Source organism: Mesorhizobium sp. B1-1-7 (assembly GCF_006442705.1).
GTDB classification, from domain to species: Bacteria; Pseudomonadota; Alphaproteobacteria; order Rhizobiales; family Rhizobiaceae; genus Mesorhizobium; species Mesorhizobium opportunistum.
Genome location: NZ_VFWQ01000022.1, coordinates 21,531 through 36,753, shown reverse-complemented (window position 1 = coordinate 36,753; position 15,223 = coordinate 21,531). Strand labels below are relative to the sequence as shown.

The following is a 15,223-nucleotide window of genomic DNA, read 5'->3' as shown; positions in this document are numbered from 1 at the left end:
ACCCGCTTTGGTACAGCACAGCGCGAGGAGGCGCCAGCGCCCCCTTTCCCCTGGAAGGATGGCAAGTGTGCTAGTCGCGTTCCGCGCTGGCAAACACCATCAGGTTCCCGTCGGGGTCGCGAATGCGCATGATCCAGAAATGGTCGGCTTTCTCGATAGGACCGGGTTCGAGGCCCGCATCCACCAGCCTCAGCCGTTCGGGCGCCAGCGGCAGCACACCGAGCGTCAGCGTCGAGGTGCCGGCCTTGTGCTTGTCCTCGAAGAGCTGCACCTCGGCGCTGTCGCTGAACTGCCACTCGGCCAGCCCAGGCATCGGCCGGCGCTGTGGCGCCTTGCCGAAGAGTTTTTCGTACCATTCGATGCTGGCCTCGAGATTGGAGCAGCTGACATGGGCGAAAATCGTCTGGATCGCCATTGGAACCTCCATCCGGCGGTTGCACTGATGCCGGAACGCGGCGATGGGTGGTGCGTTCCGCTGACTGGCGCCGATGCGTCGGCTGCTGACGAAAACTGGCCGTGGGTTGTGCCATGATGCTGGCCGATGAGGTGACGATGGTGGCAGGCGACATGGTGGCACAAATGACATTCGCATTGAATGGACAGGCCCGCTGATGGCGCCGGTCAAGGTCGATCCGGACAAGGTCCGGGAGTTCCCCGACGCGGCCAGCTTCTACGCCTGGCTCGGCCAGCACCATGCCACGGAAACCGAGGTGTGGATAAAGGTGCACAAGGTGGGTTCGGGGCTGAGGTCGATCACGCCGAAGGAAGCCATCGATGTCGTGCTGTGCTTCGGCTGGGTCGACGCGGTGCGCAAGGGGCTGGATGAGAAAAGCTTCCTGCAGCGCTATACGCCGCGTGGCAGGAAGAGCATCTGGAGCAAGATCAACATCGACAATGTCGCACGGCTCATCGAGGAGGGTCGCATGACAGAGCATGGGCTGAAACAGGTCGAGGCAGCCAAGGCCGATGGGCGCTGGGCGCGGGCCTATGGCGGCAGCCGGGAGATGAAGATCCCCGACGATCTGCGGGCGGCGATCGACGCCGAGCCGGCCGCGAAGGCGATGCTGGAAAAACTCAGCGCGCAGAACCGCTTCGCGCTCGCCTTCCGCACCCACAACATGAAGACCGAGGCTGGCCGCAAAAAGAAGATCGAGACCTTCGTCGCGATGCTGAAGCGTGGCGAGACGATCCATCCGCAGGGCAAGAAATAGGCGTTCAGGCATCTGGATGCGGGCAAAGCCGGTGGTACCGATGCGGCCCGGCTTTGTGGGGGGCGGTTCACCATTTGAATCGCGAAACCGCCCTAACTGCCTGTTTTTGCCCGGATCGCTGCCAGGCCCCCGGATCGCTGACAGGCCATTGCACATCGCCGACTGGTGACACCGACATGGCCGGTGGACGAAGGGCGGCGTGGCCGTTACCTTTTCCAGCGCCGCGACGATCGTGCGGCGGTTGCCTGGAGTCGTTGCCGTTGAGAAGAGTTGCTTCGTGGACGATGGCGTTGTTTCTCATGGCCATCGTCGCCTGCGTCGGAACCGGCGCCGCCGCCCAGACGTCCCCCGACCTATCCTTGCCCGCCGACCTGTCGACGAAAGAGATATCGATTGGGATAAAGGCCGCGCCGCCCTTCGCCTTCAAGCTGCAGGACGGCACCTGGTCCGGATTGAGCATCGACCTCTGGCAGAAAATAGCCGGGCGGCTCAAGCTTCGTTTCCGCTATGTCGAAGTGCCGACCGTGCAGGATCAGATCGATGGCGTCGTCAGCGGCAAGTTCGATGCGGCGATGGCGGCGATCACGGTCACGGCCGACCGCGAAAAGGCGGTCGATTTCACGCAGCCCTTTTTCACGACCGGGCTCGGCATCGCGACGCCGCTCAACAACCAGCCTTCATGGCGGCCGGTGATGCGCGCGCTGACCTCGTTCGGCTTCCTGCAGGCGGTGCTGGCGCTGATCGTCATCTCCGTCGTGGTCGGCGTGCTGATCTGGATGTTCGAGCGCCGCCACAATGATGATTTCGGCGGTGGCGTCGCAAAGGGCCTGTTTTCCAGCATGTGGTGGTCGACCATCGCCGCGACGCAGGCCAGCACCGGCGACTTCGGCCCGCGAATCGTGCCGGGGCGCGTGCTGGCCGCACTCTGGATGATGGGATCGATCATCGTGATCGCGGTGTTCACCGCTGGCGTCACGTCGGTGCTGACGGTGACGCAGATGGAAGGGATGGTGCAGGGCGAAAGCGACCTCGCCGCGGTCAGGGTGGGTGCCGTGCAGAACTCCTCGACGGCGTCCTACCTGGATTCGACGCAGATCCGCCATCAGGACTTCGCCACCATCCAGCAAGGGCTCGACGCGCTGCGCGCCGGCAAGGTCGATGCGCTGGTCCACGACAAGCCGCTGCTCGGCTGGCTGGTCGGGCAGAACTACGCGACGAGCCTGCAGGTTCTCGACGCGACCTTCGACCAGCAGCAATATGCCATCGCGCTGCCGCTCGGCAGCAAATTGCGCAAGCCTCTCGATGTCACCCTGCTGCAGACCATGGAGAGCGATTGGTGGAAGCAGGCCGTCTTCCAGTATCTGGGCGAGAAATAGCCGGGAGGAACCGACACCGGGCATTGCCCAAGAAAAAGCCGCCCTCGCGTTCTGCGCGTGGCGGCCTTTTCCCGGGAGGATGCTGTCACTGGTTGAGGTCGACCGGTGTCACGCCAAGAAGTTTCAGGGCGTTGGCATAGGCCCGAATGCCTTGCGCCTGCTTGCGCTCGGCACAGAACCGGTTCGCCTTGTCCTGGAGCGCCGTTGCCTCGGCGATCTCACTGGCATTGGCGCCGGGTTCGGCTTGGGTCTGGATGGCGCTGTCGAGTTGAAGACCGAGCCGGCTGCAATATTCGCTCCGGGTCACCGCCGCTTCCGCACCCGACTGTGCGACCACAAGCATGGTGAGCGAAACGCCCGCGAGGGCAACCATCCATCGGGTTGAACGTCGTTGCATTTTCGGGATCATCTCATTGCGCCGAGTGGCGGCCGCTGTCCGGCTGCCACGGGATGGTTATCGCAGACGATCTTTTCGCCAGTTTTTCCGGCGTGTTGAATCTTGTTTCTGGAGTGTTTCTGGCGTGAAGCCGCCGATCTCCCCCACAAGGGGGGAGATCGGCTGTATGCGGCGCTTCTGCCTCTTCCTTTGCCGCTATCCTTCGCGTAAGGCGCCGGGCAAATCCTTTCAGCGCAGGCACAGTCCGGAAACCCGCATGATCAGACTTGAAAGCATCAGCAAGCAGAATGGCCGTCAGCTTGTCTTCATCGAGGCGTCGGCCTCCCTGCAGAAGGGCGAGAAGATCGGTCTTGTCGGGCCCAATGGCGCCGGCAAGACGACGCTGTTTCGCATGATCACCAGCCAGGAGCAGCCGGACGAGGGCCAGGTGCAGGTCGATCGCGGCGTCACCATCGGCTATTTCAGCCAGGATGTCGGCGACATGGCGGGCCATAGTGCTGTCGCCGAAGTGATGAACGGCGCCGGGCCGGTGAGCGACGTGGCGGCCGAAATGGCGGAACTCGAGGCTGCCATGGCCGATCCCGACCAGGCCGACCGGATGGACGAGATCATCGAGAAGTACGGAGAGGCGCAGCATCGCTTCGAGGAGCTCGACGGCTATGCGCTCGACGGCCGGGCGCGTGAGGTGCTCGACGGCCTCGGCTTTTCCCAGGAGATGATGGACGGCGATGTCGGCAAGCTGTCCGGCGGCTGGAAGATGCGCGTCGCGCTGGCGCGTATCCTGTTGATGCGGCCCGACGTCATGCTGCTTGACGAGCCGTCGAACCATCTCGACCTGGAAAGCCTGATCTGGCTGGAACAATTCCTGAAGGGCTACGACGGCGCGCTGCTGATGACTTCGCATGACCGCGAGTTCATGAACCGCATCGTCAACAAGATCGTCGAGATCGATGCCGGTTCGCTGACCGCTTATTCGGGAAACTATGAGTTCTACCAGCAGCAGCGTGCCATCGCCGACAAGCAGCAGCAGGCGCAGTTCGAGCGCCAGCAGGCGATGCTGGCCAAGGAGATCGCCTTCATCGAACGCTTCAAGGCGCGCGCTTCCCATGCCGCACAGGTGCAGAGCCGCGTGAAGAAGCTCGACAAGATCGACCGCGTCGAGCCGCCCAAGCGCCGCCAGATCGTGAATTTCGAATTCCAGCCGGCGCCGCGCTGCGGCGAGGACGTCGTGACCTTGAAGAACGTGCACAAGGCGTATGGCAGTCGTACCATCTATGACGGGCTCGACTTCCAGGTCCGCCGCCGCGAGCGCTGGTGCATCATGGGTGTCAACGGCGCCGGCAAGTCGACGCTGCTGAAGCTGGTGGCGGGCGCTTCGGATCCCGACACGGGCACGGTGGCGCGGGGGCCTAGCGTGAAAATGGGTTATTTCGCCCAGCACGCCATGGAGCTGCTCGAAGGCGAGCGCACCGTGTTCCAGACGCTGGAAGACAATTTCCCGCAGGCCGGACAGGCGCCGCTCCGCGCGCTCGCCGGCTGTTTCGGCTTTTCGGGCGACGAGATCGAGAAGAAGTGCCGGGTGCTGTCAGGCGGCGAGAAGGCGCGGCTGGTGATGGCGCTGATGCTGTTCGATCCGCCCAACCTCCTGGTGCTGGACGAGCCGACCAACCACCTCGACATCGCCACCAAGCAGATGCTGATCGAGGCGCTGTCGCAGTATGAAGGCACCATGCTGTTCGTCTCGCACGACCGCCATTTTCTCGCGGCCCTGTCCAACCGGGTGCTGGAGCTGACGCCCGAGGGCATCCACACCTATGGTGGCGGCTACACCGAATATGTCGAGCGCACGGGGCAGGAGGCGCCCGGGCTGAGGGGGTAGGCCGCTACTTCAGCGAGATGCTCATGCCGCTGAGATCGGCGTTGACCTGCATGCCCACCTGCCTGCCTGTGAGTTCGAGCTGGGCGCCCTTGTCATTGGTCATGACGATCACCTGGGCGCCTTTGCCGATCGCGCCGCCACCGCCCGCCGCACCATAGACCCCGGTCACATCCCGGGCGCGCCGGATATGGCGCACGGTGCCTCGGAAATAGGTCTTGGAAACGCCGAAGGCGAGGCCGCCCGAGACGGCGCCGACCGAGATGGGATAGCTTTTGCCATGGAAGGTCAGCGTGCCTTCGCCGCCAGAGCCGCCGATGAAGATGGCGGCCTTGTAGACGGCGAAGCGGATCGTGCCGCTGTCGGCATGCGCGGCACTGGCAAAGCTGATGCCCGCGGTGGCGATGGCGGCAACCGCGATGGAACGCAATCCGGACGAAATGTTCATGATGAAAGCTCCTCAGAAGGCCGCCGCTTGGCCCAACCGGCGGGGCTGTCAGCGTCATATCAAAGTTACAACTGAACAGTCTCGCCCGTCATTTGGTTCCAAGCACACGGCCTGAATCTGGCTGCTAGAAGATCGACACGAAGCGAGGTCTATGGCAAGCGCCAGGGCGGGACTTCGCGTATACGTGATTGGCAAGGCGGAGGCGCCGGCCAGCCACGATCGCGCGGAATTTAAGATGATGCGATTCAAGGTGCGATTCAGGGGAAGAGCTTCAGGATGAGAATTGCGATGGGTATTGCGACGTCCGCATTGGCCGCGACGCTGGCTGGATGCGCGACCTCGCCGGTTGACTACGGGGCGTCGCTTTCTCAGCAGGACCAGAAATGGGCGTCGCCGCAATGCCAGCAGGCGCGGGCGGCGGCTTCGGACTATCAGGCGCGTGAAAAGCTCCATCCGGGCTGGGAATTCGTCGCGCTTGGCCCGTACGGGTTGGGAATCATCGCGGCCACCAAGGAGCACGAACAGAAGCAACGGAAGCTGTTCGCCCGCGAGGTGCACCTACAATGCTCAAGCCTTCCGCTGCCGAAGGAATTGGAAGGCGATTTCAGCCCCGCGAGCGCACAGACGAAATATCCATAGACACACTTTCATCGCGGAGCACGAAGGCGGCTGTTGACGGCGCGTCGTTCGTTGCGGACATCTGGTCAGCCTGGGAGGGAGGTTGACGCCAAAAGCGGTCAAGCTGGAAGCACCGGGCATTGGTGTTTCAGCTGATTGACGGGGCGTTGACCGCAAATTGCGCGGCGAAAGCCCTGATGTAAGCGGGCCGAGCTTCCCCGCGCGCCACATAGGCGGCCAGGTTTTGATACTCGTCCAAAATGCCTGACATTCTCAGTCGCAGCAGCACCGATACCATCAACAGATCGCCGGCGCTGAACGCACCATCGAGCCAGTCGGCGGCGCCCAGGTGAACAGAGAGCTTGTCCAGCGTCGCGCGAACACGGTCCTTTACCAGCGGCAGGCGCTCTTCGCTCCAAGGCTTGTCACGTTCGAATATTCTTGCCGTCATCAATTCGAGGATCGGCGGCTCGACGGTGTTGAGCGCGGCAAACATCCAGGTGATGGCACGCGCGCGGGCATCGCCATCCCCAGGCAGCAGACCGGCATGCCGCTCGGCAAGATGAAAGACGATCGAACCGGTCTCGAACAGGCGCAGAGGTCCTTCCTCATAGGTGGGGATCTGGCCGAAGGGATGGATGGCCAGATGCTCGGGTGCCTTCATCTGCGCGAAGGAAACGAGACGAACCTCATAGGGCTGCCCCACCTCTTCGAGCGCCCAGCGAACGCGCGTATCGCGCGCCAGTCCCTTGCCGCCATCGGGCGATCGTTCAAAGGCTGTGATGGTGGGGTCATTGGCAGGCTCCGGGAGGTTGGTCGGGTATGCTTCTGTCACTCGTACCCAAAGGACGAACGAGCGATGTCACTTCCGACAGGCCATCCTCGTTTTTCAGCCATGGGGTGAAGGGCGGCACCGAAGCTGCCGATCTCCCCTCTTGTGGGGGAGATGTCCGGCAGGACAGAGGGGGGCGCTGCCCCGCGATCCTGTCCCCAATCTGCAATGCTCTCACGCTTGCTTCGTCGGGTCTGCCACATGCGAACGCAGTGCCCGGCAAAGAGAGGTTGACGTTCCTTCGCGCCCCCCTCTGGCCTGCCGGCCATCTCCCCCACGAGGGGGGAGATTACGGTGTCGCCGCGTCGCCAAACCATCGTGACGCGGTCCGGCTCAGCTCCTCAAGGTCGGGCTCTGCATCTGCGGCCCAGGCGACGAAGCCATCCGGGCGCACGAGCAGGGCGCTCAGGCCCAGTCGCTCCCTGGCGTCGACGGCGACATAGGTGATGCGCCCGCTCCAGCGGTTCGCAAGCGATTGCAGGGCAGGGTGGGCATCGAAGTCCAGAAGCAGGCCTCGCCCGCTTCTCAAGCGTTCGCCGAGCTTCGTCCCGTCGGCCAGTTCGAAGTCTGGTGCGCTGCGGCCGACCAGCGGATGGTTGCCGCCGAGGTCGTAGCGCAGCGAAATACCCCACACGCGCTCGGCGAAATAGGTCGCGCCGTCGCGCGTGTCGATGAGATCGCGGATAATGGCTTCAAGCGCGCGCGAACTGCGGCTTGGCCGCATCAGTGCGACCTGGGCGCGCGACCAGTCGAGAACCTGCGCGCCAACCGGATGCCGCTCATCGAAATAGCTGTCGAGCAGGCCGACCGGCGCGTCGCCGCGAAGGGTGGCGCCAAGCTTCCAGCCGAGGTTCATGGCATCGCCAAGTCCGAGATTGAGGCCCTGGCCGCCCAGCGGGGAATGGATGTGCGCGGCGTCGCCGGCAAGCAGCACCCGGCCGTTGCGGTAGGCGGTCGCCTGGTAGGCGCGATCGGTCCAGGTGGTGGCGAGCCGCAGCGCCGTCAAGGTGACGTCCGTGCCGGACACGCGGCGCAGCACTGCCTGCACATGCTCGAGGGTGATCGGCTCCGTCCGGTGGAAGGCACCGCCGTCGAACTCGACCATCGCGATGGTGCCTGGCCGCGAGTAGGTGTACATGCCCGTCGGCGTGTAATGGCGGCCAAGGCTCAGCCTGTCCGGGTCGACCATTTCGACCTCAAGGGAATAACCGGTGAATTCGGGATCGGTGCCGGTGAAGGCAAAGCCGCCAAGCTTGCGAACCGTGCTGCGGCCGCCATCGCAACCGACGAGCCAGCATGCTCGAAAGGTCTCGCCGCCGGCGCGGATGGTCAGATGTTCGTCCGACTGCTCAAGGGCTTCGACGCCGAGGCCACGCCTGATCTCGACGCCCATCGCGCTTGCGCGTGCGGCAAGCGCGGTTTCGAGATGCTCCATCTCGACGGCCATGCTGGTGCCCGCCGAGCCGGGCAGGCGGTATGGCCATTTCGAGCTGTCGATGGCGTCGAGGTAGAACTGGATGCCGGCGAAGTGGCCGCCGGGTCGGCGCTGCTGCTGCATCCAGTGCGCGTCGGCCAATTTGCCGCCGCCGGAGCCATCATTGGTGGGCGGCGCAATGTCTTCCAGCAGGCCGCGACGGTGAAACGCCTCGATGGTGGGCACCGTCAGGCCGCGCATACCGAAGGGGAGCCGCTTCAACGCAGAGCCGGGATCCTCGGCCTGCTCCAGCACAAGGACAGAGAGGCTCGCGAGGCGAAGCTCGCAGGCGAGAAAAAGACCGACCGGACCGGCGCCGGCAATCACGACATCATAGGGATTCGAGTGGTGGCTGTGCATGAACTGCTCCTTGGTCGATGTTCGACCGGAGCGTTCCTCGAGTTGAGTTCCACACGGACGAACGATGGGGCGCAATAGCGTCCGATGTTCGTCGCGGGGATCTCGTGCACGAAGCCAAAGACCAGAGCTCTCGTCACCGAGAGGAGTTGGGCTTACCAAACCAACCCTGCCTTTTCCGACAGCGGCTGTATAAGGGTGACGTGATCGATACGCAACAGGATGAGACGATGGTTTTCTGGATAGCGAGCGTGGCTGGATTGGCGATCGCTTATCTCTTCGGGTCCATACCCACGGGCTACCTGGCGGGGAAGCTGCTCAAGGGGATCGACATACGCGAGCATGGCTCCAGATCAACCGGCGCGACCAACGTGTTGCGAATGTTGGGAAAAGGGCCCGCCTTGGTGGTGCTGCTGGTCGATGTGCTGAAAGGCGTGGCGGCGATCGCCTTTGCCCGCTGGCTTTATACATTGCCGCTCCTGACACCTCCGGCGGAGCTTGATCCGCGGAGCTTCGTGCCCTGGGCCGTCTGCCTTGCCGGACTTGCCGTGCTGCTGGGGCATGGCCGTTCGATCTGGTTGAATTTCACCGGCGGCAAATCCGCCGCGACGGGCCTGGGCGTGCTCTTGGCGTTGTCCTGGCCGATCGGTCTGGGTGCCGCGACGGTGTTTGGCGCGGTACTGGCTATTTCCAGGATTGTCTCGCTGAGTTCGATGCTGGCGGCGTTGACCGCGATCGCGCTTGTCTGCGGCATGGAGCAGCCCTTGGCCTATCGGCTGCTGGTGATCGCGGGCGGCCTCTACGTGATCGCACGCCATCGCGCCAACATCCGGCGGCTGCTTGACGGGACGGAGCCTCGCCTTGGGCAAAGCAGCCTGACCTCCATACAGGGCGAAGAGACGCTTCCGAACAACAACAGCTAGGGGTTACGACGGCGAACGAATGCGCGACTTTGCCAATCAGCCGCTTCGCGCAAACGCAGCGATGCTGTCGAGCAGTGGCTGTTGGTCGCCGACCCAGAACCAGTGGTCGTGACCGGCGACCTCGATGAACCGTGCGCCCGGGATCCTGGCGGCGAGGAACCGCCCGGCCTCGACGCGCACGGCGCGGTCGCCGGCGCGGTGCAGCACCATCGTCCGAGCCGAAACCTTTGCCAGGAGATGACGGACATCGGTATCGCGCAGCGCCTCCAACAGGCCCGCGACCGCGCCGGGACTGGAGGCAGCCCTGAGCAGTCCGGCCCACCAGGTCCGAACCTGGAGGTCACTGGCGAGACTCGGCGCGAAGGTTTCGATCTCCGCCGGACCACCCCAGCCGGCGAGCAGGCCTCGCTTCCACAGATCATATTGCGCGGCGGTCAGGGCGAAGGGATAGTCGGGCGCGTGGCTGCCTTTCGCGAGCGAGCCCCAAAGGACAAGGCCGCTGAGGCGATCGGGGTGATCCACGGCAAAACGGATACAACCCGGCCCACCCTCCGACGCGCCGATGAGCAGGGCCCGGCGGCTTTCGGCCGCATTCATGACCGCCAGAATATCCTGCGCCGTCGCTTCGACGGTGGGGCGGGCGCCGACGCGGTCGGAAAGCCCCATGCCGCGCCGGTCGAATAGGATCAGGCGGCCCATCTGCGAAACCGCAGTGAGCCAGGCGCGACAGCGGCCGTCTTCCCACACGCGCTCGACATGCGAAATGAAGCCGGGAACAAGCACGATGTCGATCGGGCCGCTGCCGACGATCTGGTAGGCGATATGAATGCCGTCGACTTCGACGTAGCGCGTTGCGGGGACGGCGGCATCGTGCGTTGACTGCTGCAGCAGGGCAAGGGTGGCGGGGTCCGGCGCTACGCCGAGTTCATCCCTCAGCAGCCGCACGCAGGATTCGACCTGGCGCTCGGCCGCAGCCCTGTCTCCGGCCGCCAGATGGGCACGGATCAGGTGACGGTGCGCGCTTTCGCTCAGGGGATCCAGTCCGGCCAGGCGTGTCGCGCTCACGACGGCAGCACGGGGCTCGCCATCGGCGATATTGGCTTCGACCAGCCGTTCCAGCACCTGCACCAGGCGGCTGCGCAAGGCCTCGCGCCTGAAGAAGATCCACTCCTCGAATTCCGGACAATCCGGGACTGAGAAGCCGGCGAGAAAGTCGCTCTGGTATGTATCGGCCGCCGCGTCGAGGGGACCGACATTGCAGGCATGTTCGAAAAAGCTGGAGTCGACCTGGACCGACAGCTCAGGGTGCAGGACGAGCGATGCTCCGGTGGCGGCGATGACATCGCTGCCGAAAGCGATGCGGATTTTATACAGTATGCGGCGAAGGCGTGCCCGTGCGGATTCTTCGTCGGTTTCAGGCCACAGAAGCGTGGCGGCGACGTCGCGCGCCACAGGTCCGCCGGCCTCTGCGAGATAGACCAGGAGCGCAGCCGCCTTGCGCAAGGCAAGCTCCACCCGCCGCCCGTTCAGGCGGAACTCCGGAAACCCCAGAAGTCGGAACGTCAATCGTTCCATCGAAACCGTGTGCGGCCGCCGAAGGGGTTTGAGAGGACGTTGAGGGGACGCCGGCCTTCTATCTACCCCACGACGCCGGGCCGATTGGGCCCGATCAGGAGACTCCCTTGGAGCGAGAAATGCCACTGGTCAATACGTCCGCCCATCACTCTACGTTCGAGATCGATGCCGGCACCCTTGTTCGTGCCGCAACCACACGGCAGGGAGGCTGACACATGTGCCAATCCTGTCTTTCCTGGTACGCACGCTGCGTTGCTCCCTACTTCGTCCACGCCGGCTGTTCGGCGAATGCGTTCGCGCATATGCGAAGGCGCATGATCCCGAGGGCAGAGGGCATCGTCGTCGAAGTCGGCTTCGGGTCGGGCTTGAACCTTCCCTATTACGACGCTGCCCGGGTGAAGCGGCTGGTCGGCGTCGATCCCGACGGCACGATGCTCGGCCTGGCCGGACCGAAGTGCCGCTCCTCGCCATTCGATGTCGAATGCCTGCGGGCCGGCGGCGAAAGCCTGCCATTGGCCGATGCCTGTGCCGACACGGTCGTCGTCACCTATGCCTTTTGCACCATTCCGGACCCCGAGGCGGCGCTGAGCGAAATCCGGCGCGTCCTGAAGCCCACGGGCCGGCTGATCTTCATCGAGCACGGCCAGGCCGAGGGGCCGCGCTGCCGCAGGTGGCAGGAGCGCCTGAACCGCCTGTGGGGGCGGCTCGCCGGCGGCTGTCACCTCAACCGCGATCCGTTGGGCCTGATCCGGGGGGCGGGCTTCCACCTGGTCGAAGAAGAGCGCAGGCGGTTTCCGCTGCCCTTCTGGCAATTGGGGAGCCACCACGCCGGCGTGGCGGCGCCGACAGGTTGATCGCCGCCGAAGCTTGGCAATCAACTCGGGCTGAGCGTGGGCTCAGCCCTTCGAAATGCCGCGTGCGATCAGCCGGGCAAGGCGATCGGAAAACGCCCTGGCGTCGGCCGGCTTGTCGCCGTCGAGCACGCGCGCCTCGTCATAGAGGAGATGGGCCGCGTCGTCCTTGAAGGCCTGTTCCTCCTCGCCAAGGCCGGCGAGCGCCAGCACGCGCTGGTGCCGCGGATTGATTTCCAGGATCGGCTTCGCCGCCTTGTCGAGGCGGCCGGCGGCGTTGAGCAGCCGCTCGAACTGACGGTCGGGGCCATGTTCGGGTGCGACCAGGCAGACGGCGCTTTCGGTCAGGCGATCTGATGCCTTGACGTCCGAGACGGCATCGCCGAGCGCCGCCTTGACGAAGGCCAGGAAGCCGTCGACTTCCGGTGTCGTCGCCGTGTCCGGCTTGGCGGCGCTGTCGGGCAGCGGGATGTCCGACAATTCCGCCACGTCCTGGGTCACGGACTTGAACGGCTTGCCGTCGAAGTCCGGCGCCATCGTCACCCAGAAGCTGTCGACCGGGTCGGTAAGCAACAGCACCTCGATGCCGCGTGCCTTGAAACCTTCGAGCTGCGGCGAGGCTTCGAGCCGCGCGCGGTCGTCGCCGGCCATGAAGAAGATCGCCTTCTGGCCTTCCTTCATCGCCGCGACATAGTCTGCAAGCCCGCGCCAGCCTTCGCCCGAGCCGGTCGAGCGGAAGCGGGCAAGCTTCAGCAATTGCTCGCGGCGCTCATGGTCCTCGTAGAGCCCTTCCTTGAGGACGACGCCGAAATTCTCCCAGATTTTCGCATAGGCCTCGGCTTCATTCTCGGCCAGCTTGACGAGATCGCCGAGCACGCGATTGGTCAGGCCCTTGCGGATCGCGGCCAGCAGCGGGCTTTCCTGGATCATCTCGCGCGAAACGTTGAGCGGCAGATCGGCGGAATCGACCAGCCCGCGCACGAAGCGCAAATAGCGCGGCAGGAGGTCGGCATCGTCGGTGATGAAGACGCGGCGCACATAGAGCTTCATGCGGCCCTTGCGGTCCTGGTCGAAGAGATCGAACGGGCGCGATCCGGGCACGAAGGCAAGCACCGAGTATTCCTGCCGGCCTTCGGCGCGGAAGTGGATGGTGGCGGCCGGCTCGTCATACTGGCCGGCGACGCCGCGATAGAAGTCGGTGTATTCCTCGGGCTTGATCTCGCTCTTCGGCCTGACCCAGAGAGCCGTACCATCGGCGATGTCGCGCGCCTCGGCGCCAGGTTTTTCGACGAGCGTGATCGGCACCGGCACATGGCCCGATTGCGATTTGGCCAGTTGCTCGAGCCGATAGGAGCCGGTGTAGGAGACGGCATCGTCCATCAGATGCAGCATGACGCGGGTGCCGCGCCTGGGTGCGGCTTCGAGCGGGGCGGGCGCGATCTCGTAGGAGCCTTTGCCATCGGACGACCAGCGCCAGGCTTCCTCGCTTCCCGCCAGCCGGCTGACGACGTCGACCCGGTCGGCCACCATGAAAGCGGAGTAGAAGCCGACGCCGAACTGGCCGATAAGCTGGGTGTCTTCGGTGCTGGAACCGACCCGCTCGATGAAAGCGCGCGTGCCCGACCGCGCGATCGTGCCAAGGGCCTCGGCCATGTCGTCGCGGCTCATGCCGATGCCGTTGTCCTCGACGGTGATCTGCTTGTTGTCGGGATCGGCCGAAATCGAGATGCGTGGCTTGGGGTCATCGGCCAGCAACTCAGGCCGGCTGACGGCCTCGAAGCGCAGCTTCTCGCAGGCGTCGGCGGCATTGGAAATCAGCTCGCGCAGGAAGACGTCCTTATCGGAATAGACCGAATGCACCATCATGTGCAGCAGCCGCGAAACATCCGCCTCGAACGCCCTGGTTTCCGTCGCTTTCGTATCCGTCGTCATTCAGATTTTCCCACGCTGTCCTTTTGCCCGCCGCGCGGTACCGCGTTCGGGATGTCCCTTTCAACCATTTTCAATAACGCTGGCAACTCGGCAGTTGCCAGCGCCACGACAATATCGTGATGGAATGGAAGAGTGACAAGAGGCTGAGAAACTGGGCGCCGGCGGCAAAACTGCCAATCTCCCCACTTGTGGGGGAGATGCCCGGCAAGGCAGAGGGGGGCGCTGTCCCGCCGACTCTTCCAGTCCGTTCGCTAATCGCGATGTGTTCTCTCGTATCGACAGAAGAGCGGGGTTGGCGCCCTACGGCGCCCCCTCTGGCCTGCCGGCGTTCGTCGCTCGGAAAGCCCAGCAATTGGCTTTCCGTCCGCTGCGCGGGCCGCTCCTCACCCCCCACGAGTGGGGAGATTGGCAGCGTCCGTGCCGCGCGCTACTTCCCCGCCATCTGGTCGGCAAGCGCCTGCGCCTCGCCAACCAGAGCCGGGAAGGCCGCGTCTTTCGGCAACTGTTCGCCCATGCATTTGCGATAGTCGCCGTCGCCTTTTTCCCAGGCGGCGTTGGCGGCATCATAGGCCGTTTCGTCCTGCTGCCCGGACGCCTGCGCGGCGAGTTTCTGGGCGGCTTCGTCGGCCGCGGTCCACAACGCTTCGCAGGCCGCGATCTTGGGAACAGGTGGTGTGGCGGGCGCCGAGGCGATCATGACGCTACTGCCCTTGACCAGCGTGACGACGACCTGCTGCTCGTAGATCGGGCCGACATCCTGCGTCCAGCCGCCGAGCCGCGCAATGGCGATGTCGGCGCCATCAGGCTTCTTCAGCGGAAAATCGAGCGTGCCCAGGAAGGCGGCGTCGCTGTTGATCGCCTGGGTGTAGAAGGCGTCGAGCTTCAGCGCTTCGTTGATATCGGCGGGCAGTTTGAGCGCGGCGTCGGTCTCGGCGGACCGGGCCTGAAGCCAGCGGTCGAGCAGACCCCGCGTCGTTGCCAAGAGGCTCGGGCCGTCATCGCTCTTGGTGTATCGCAGCCCGTCGAGCATGCCATATCCGACATCGGCGTCGCTCAGGCTTTCCAGATTGATGGTGCCGGTTGCCGGGAAATCCTTGACCGCCAGGGGGCCGAGAAGTGCGGAGAGGCGCCCTTGGAGATCGGTCCGCGCCTTGGCATCGGCGGCATCGAGGTCTTCCACGGGAGCGTTCGCGCTGTTGAGCGCCGCGATGGCTGCAATCGCCTTATCGCGCGCCGCAATATAGTCGTCCTCCGGCGATGCCGCGAAAGCCGCGCTGCTCGCCAGCGCGAACATGACCGTCCAGACCAGCCGCATGATGGGAATCTCTCCAGTTCCAGGGTGTTGTGCTGGAG

General features: G+C 64.5%; 14 protein-coding genes. 6 read left to right on the top strand and 8 right to left on the bottom strand.

The window, feature by feature from the left end; genetic code table 11:
* Positions 1 to 70: 70 nt before the first annotated feature.
* Complete coding sequence (locus tag FJ978_RS28775; RefSeq protein WP_140576041.1) at positions 71 to 415, bottom strand: VOC family protein; 345 nt, start codon at positions 413 to 415, stop codon at positions 71 to 73.
* A gap of 196 nt (positions 416 to 611) precedes the next feature.
* On the opposite strand from FJ978_RS28775, the gene FJ978_RS28770 reads away from it, so the two are divergent.
* Together FJ978_RS28770 and FJ978_RS28765 are read left to right on the top strand one after the other, a co-directional pair.
* The gene (locus tag FJ978_RS28770) at positions 612 to 1,211 is read left to right on the top strand and encodes a YdeI family protein (RefSeq protein ID WP_140576039.1); all 600 of its coding nucleotides are present in this window, start codon (positions 612 to 614) and stop codon (positions 1,209 to 1,211) included.
* A 284-nt stretch (positions 1,212 to 1,495) separates the two neighbouring features.
* The gene (locus FJ978_RS28765) at positions 1,496 to 2,587 is read left to right on the top strand and encodes a transporter substrate-binding domain-containing protein (RefSeq protein WP_140576038.1); all 1,092 of its coding nucleotides are present in this window, start codon (positions 1,496 to 1,498) and stop codon (positions 2,585 to 2,587) included.
* Between the two features lie 85 nt (positions 2,588 to 2,672).
* Here the strand turns inward: FJ978_RS28765 and FJ978_RS28760 are convergent, their stop codons facing one another.
* Positions 2,673 to 2,930: a hypothetical protein gene (locus FJ978_RS28760; protein WP_318013303.1), complete on the bottom strand. Its 258-nt coding sequence runs from the start codon at positions 2,928 to 2,930 to the stop codon at positions 2,673 to 2,675.
* A 310-nt stretch (positions 2,931 to 3,240) separates the two neighbouring features.
* Here FJ978_RS28760 and FJ978_RS28755 point away from each other — a divergent pair, with 310 nt between their 5' ends.
* Positions 3,241 to 4,863: an ABC-F family ATP-binding cassette domain-containing protein gene (locus FJ978_RS28755; protein WP_140576036.1), complete on the top strand. Its 1,623-nt coding sequence runs from the start codon at positions 3,241 to 3,243 to the stop codon at positions 4,861 to 4,863.
* A 4-nt stretch (positions 4,864 to 4,867) separates the two neighbouring features.
* Here the strand turns inward: FJ978_RS28755 and FJ978_RS28750 are convergent, their stop codons facing one another.
* Entirely contained in the window at positions 4,868 to 5,308 is a 441-nt protein-coding gene (locus FJ978_RS28750; RefSeq protein WP_140576034.1) for a hypothetical protein, read from the bottom strand.
* A gap of 276 nt (positions 5,309 to 5,584) precedes the next feature.
* On the opposite strand from FJ978_RS28750, the gene FJ978_RS28745 reads away from it, so the two are divergent.
* Entirely contained in the window at positions 5,585 to 5,947 is a 363-nt protein-coding gene (locus FJ978_RS28745) for a hypothetical protein (protein ID WP_041164152.1), read from the top strand.
* A 127-nt stretch (positions 5,948 to 6,074) separates the two neighbouring features.
* Here the strand turns inward: FJ978_RS28745 and FJ978_RS28740 are convergent, their stop codons facing one another.
* Together FJ978_RS28740 and FJ978_RS28735 are read right to left on the bottom strand one after the other, a co-directional pair.
* Positions 6,075 to 6,761: a glutathione S-transferase family protein gene (locus FJ978_RS28740; protein WP_181176876.1), complete on the bottom strand. Its 687-nt coding sequence runs from the start codon at positions 6,759 to 6,761 to the stop codon at positions 6,075 to 6,077.
* 286 nt (positions 6,762 to 7,047) lie between these two features.
* The gene (locus tag FJ978_RS28735; protein WP_140576032.1) at positions 7,048 to 8,592 is read right to left on the bottom strand and encodes an FAD-dependent monooxygenase; all 1,545 of its coding nucleotides are present in this window, start codon (positions 8,590 to 8,592) and stop codon (positions 7,048 to 7,050) included.
* A 227-nt stretch (positions 8,593 to 8,819) separates the two neighbouring features.
* Between FJ978_RS28735 and plsY the strand changes: the two genes are divergently transcribed.
* Positions 8,820 to 9,512, top strand: a complete 693-nt coding sequence (plsY, locus tag FJ978_RS28730; protein WP_140576098.1) for a glycerol-3-phosphate 1-O-acyltransferase PlsY — start codon at positions 8,820 to 8,822, stop codon at positions 9,510 to 9,512.
* Between the two features lie 36 nt (positions 9,513 to 9,548).
* On the opposite strand, the gene FJ978_RS28725 is transcribed toward plsY, so the two are convergent.
* Positions 9,549 to 11,087, bottom strand: a complete 1,539-nt coding sequence (locus FJ978_RS28725; RefSeq protein WP_140576030.1) for an alpha/beta hydrolase — start codon at positions 11,085 to 11,087, stop codon at positions 9,549 to 9,551.
* Between the two features lie 314 nt (positions 11,088 to 11,401).
* Here FJ978_RS28725 and FJ978_RS28720 point away from each other — a divergent pair, with 314 nt between their 5' ends.
* Positions 11,402 to 11,941: a class I SAM-dependent methyltransferase gene (locus FJ978_RS28720; protein WP_246678219.1), complete on the top strand. Its 540-nt coding sequence runs from the start codon at positions 11,402 to 11,404 to the stop codon at positions 11,939 to 11,941.
* 42 nt (positions 11,942 to 11,983) lie between these two features.
* Here FJ978_RS28720 and htpG read toward each other — a convergent pair whose 3' ends face one another.
* A complete protein-coding gene (htpG, locus tag FJ978_RS28715; RefSeq protein ID WP_140576026.1) occupies positions 11,984 to 13,870 on the bottom strand; it encodes a molecular chaperone HtpG in 1,887 nt (628 codons plus the stop codon).
* 427 nt (positions 13,871 to 14,297) lie between these two features.
* Entirely contained in the window at positions 14,298 to 15,185 is an 888-nt protein-coding gene (locus tag FJ978_RS28710) for a hypothetical protein (protein WP_140576025.1), read from the bottom strand.
* Positions 15,186 to 15,223 lie beyond the last annotated feature (38 nt).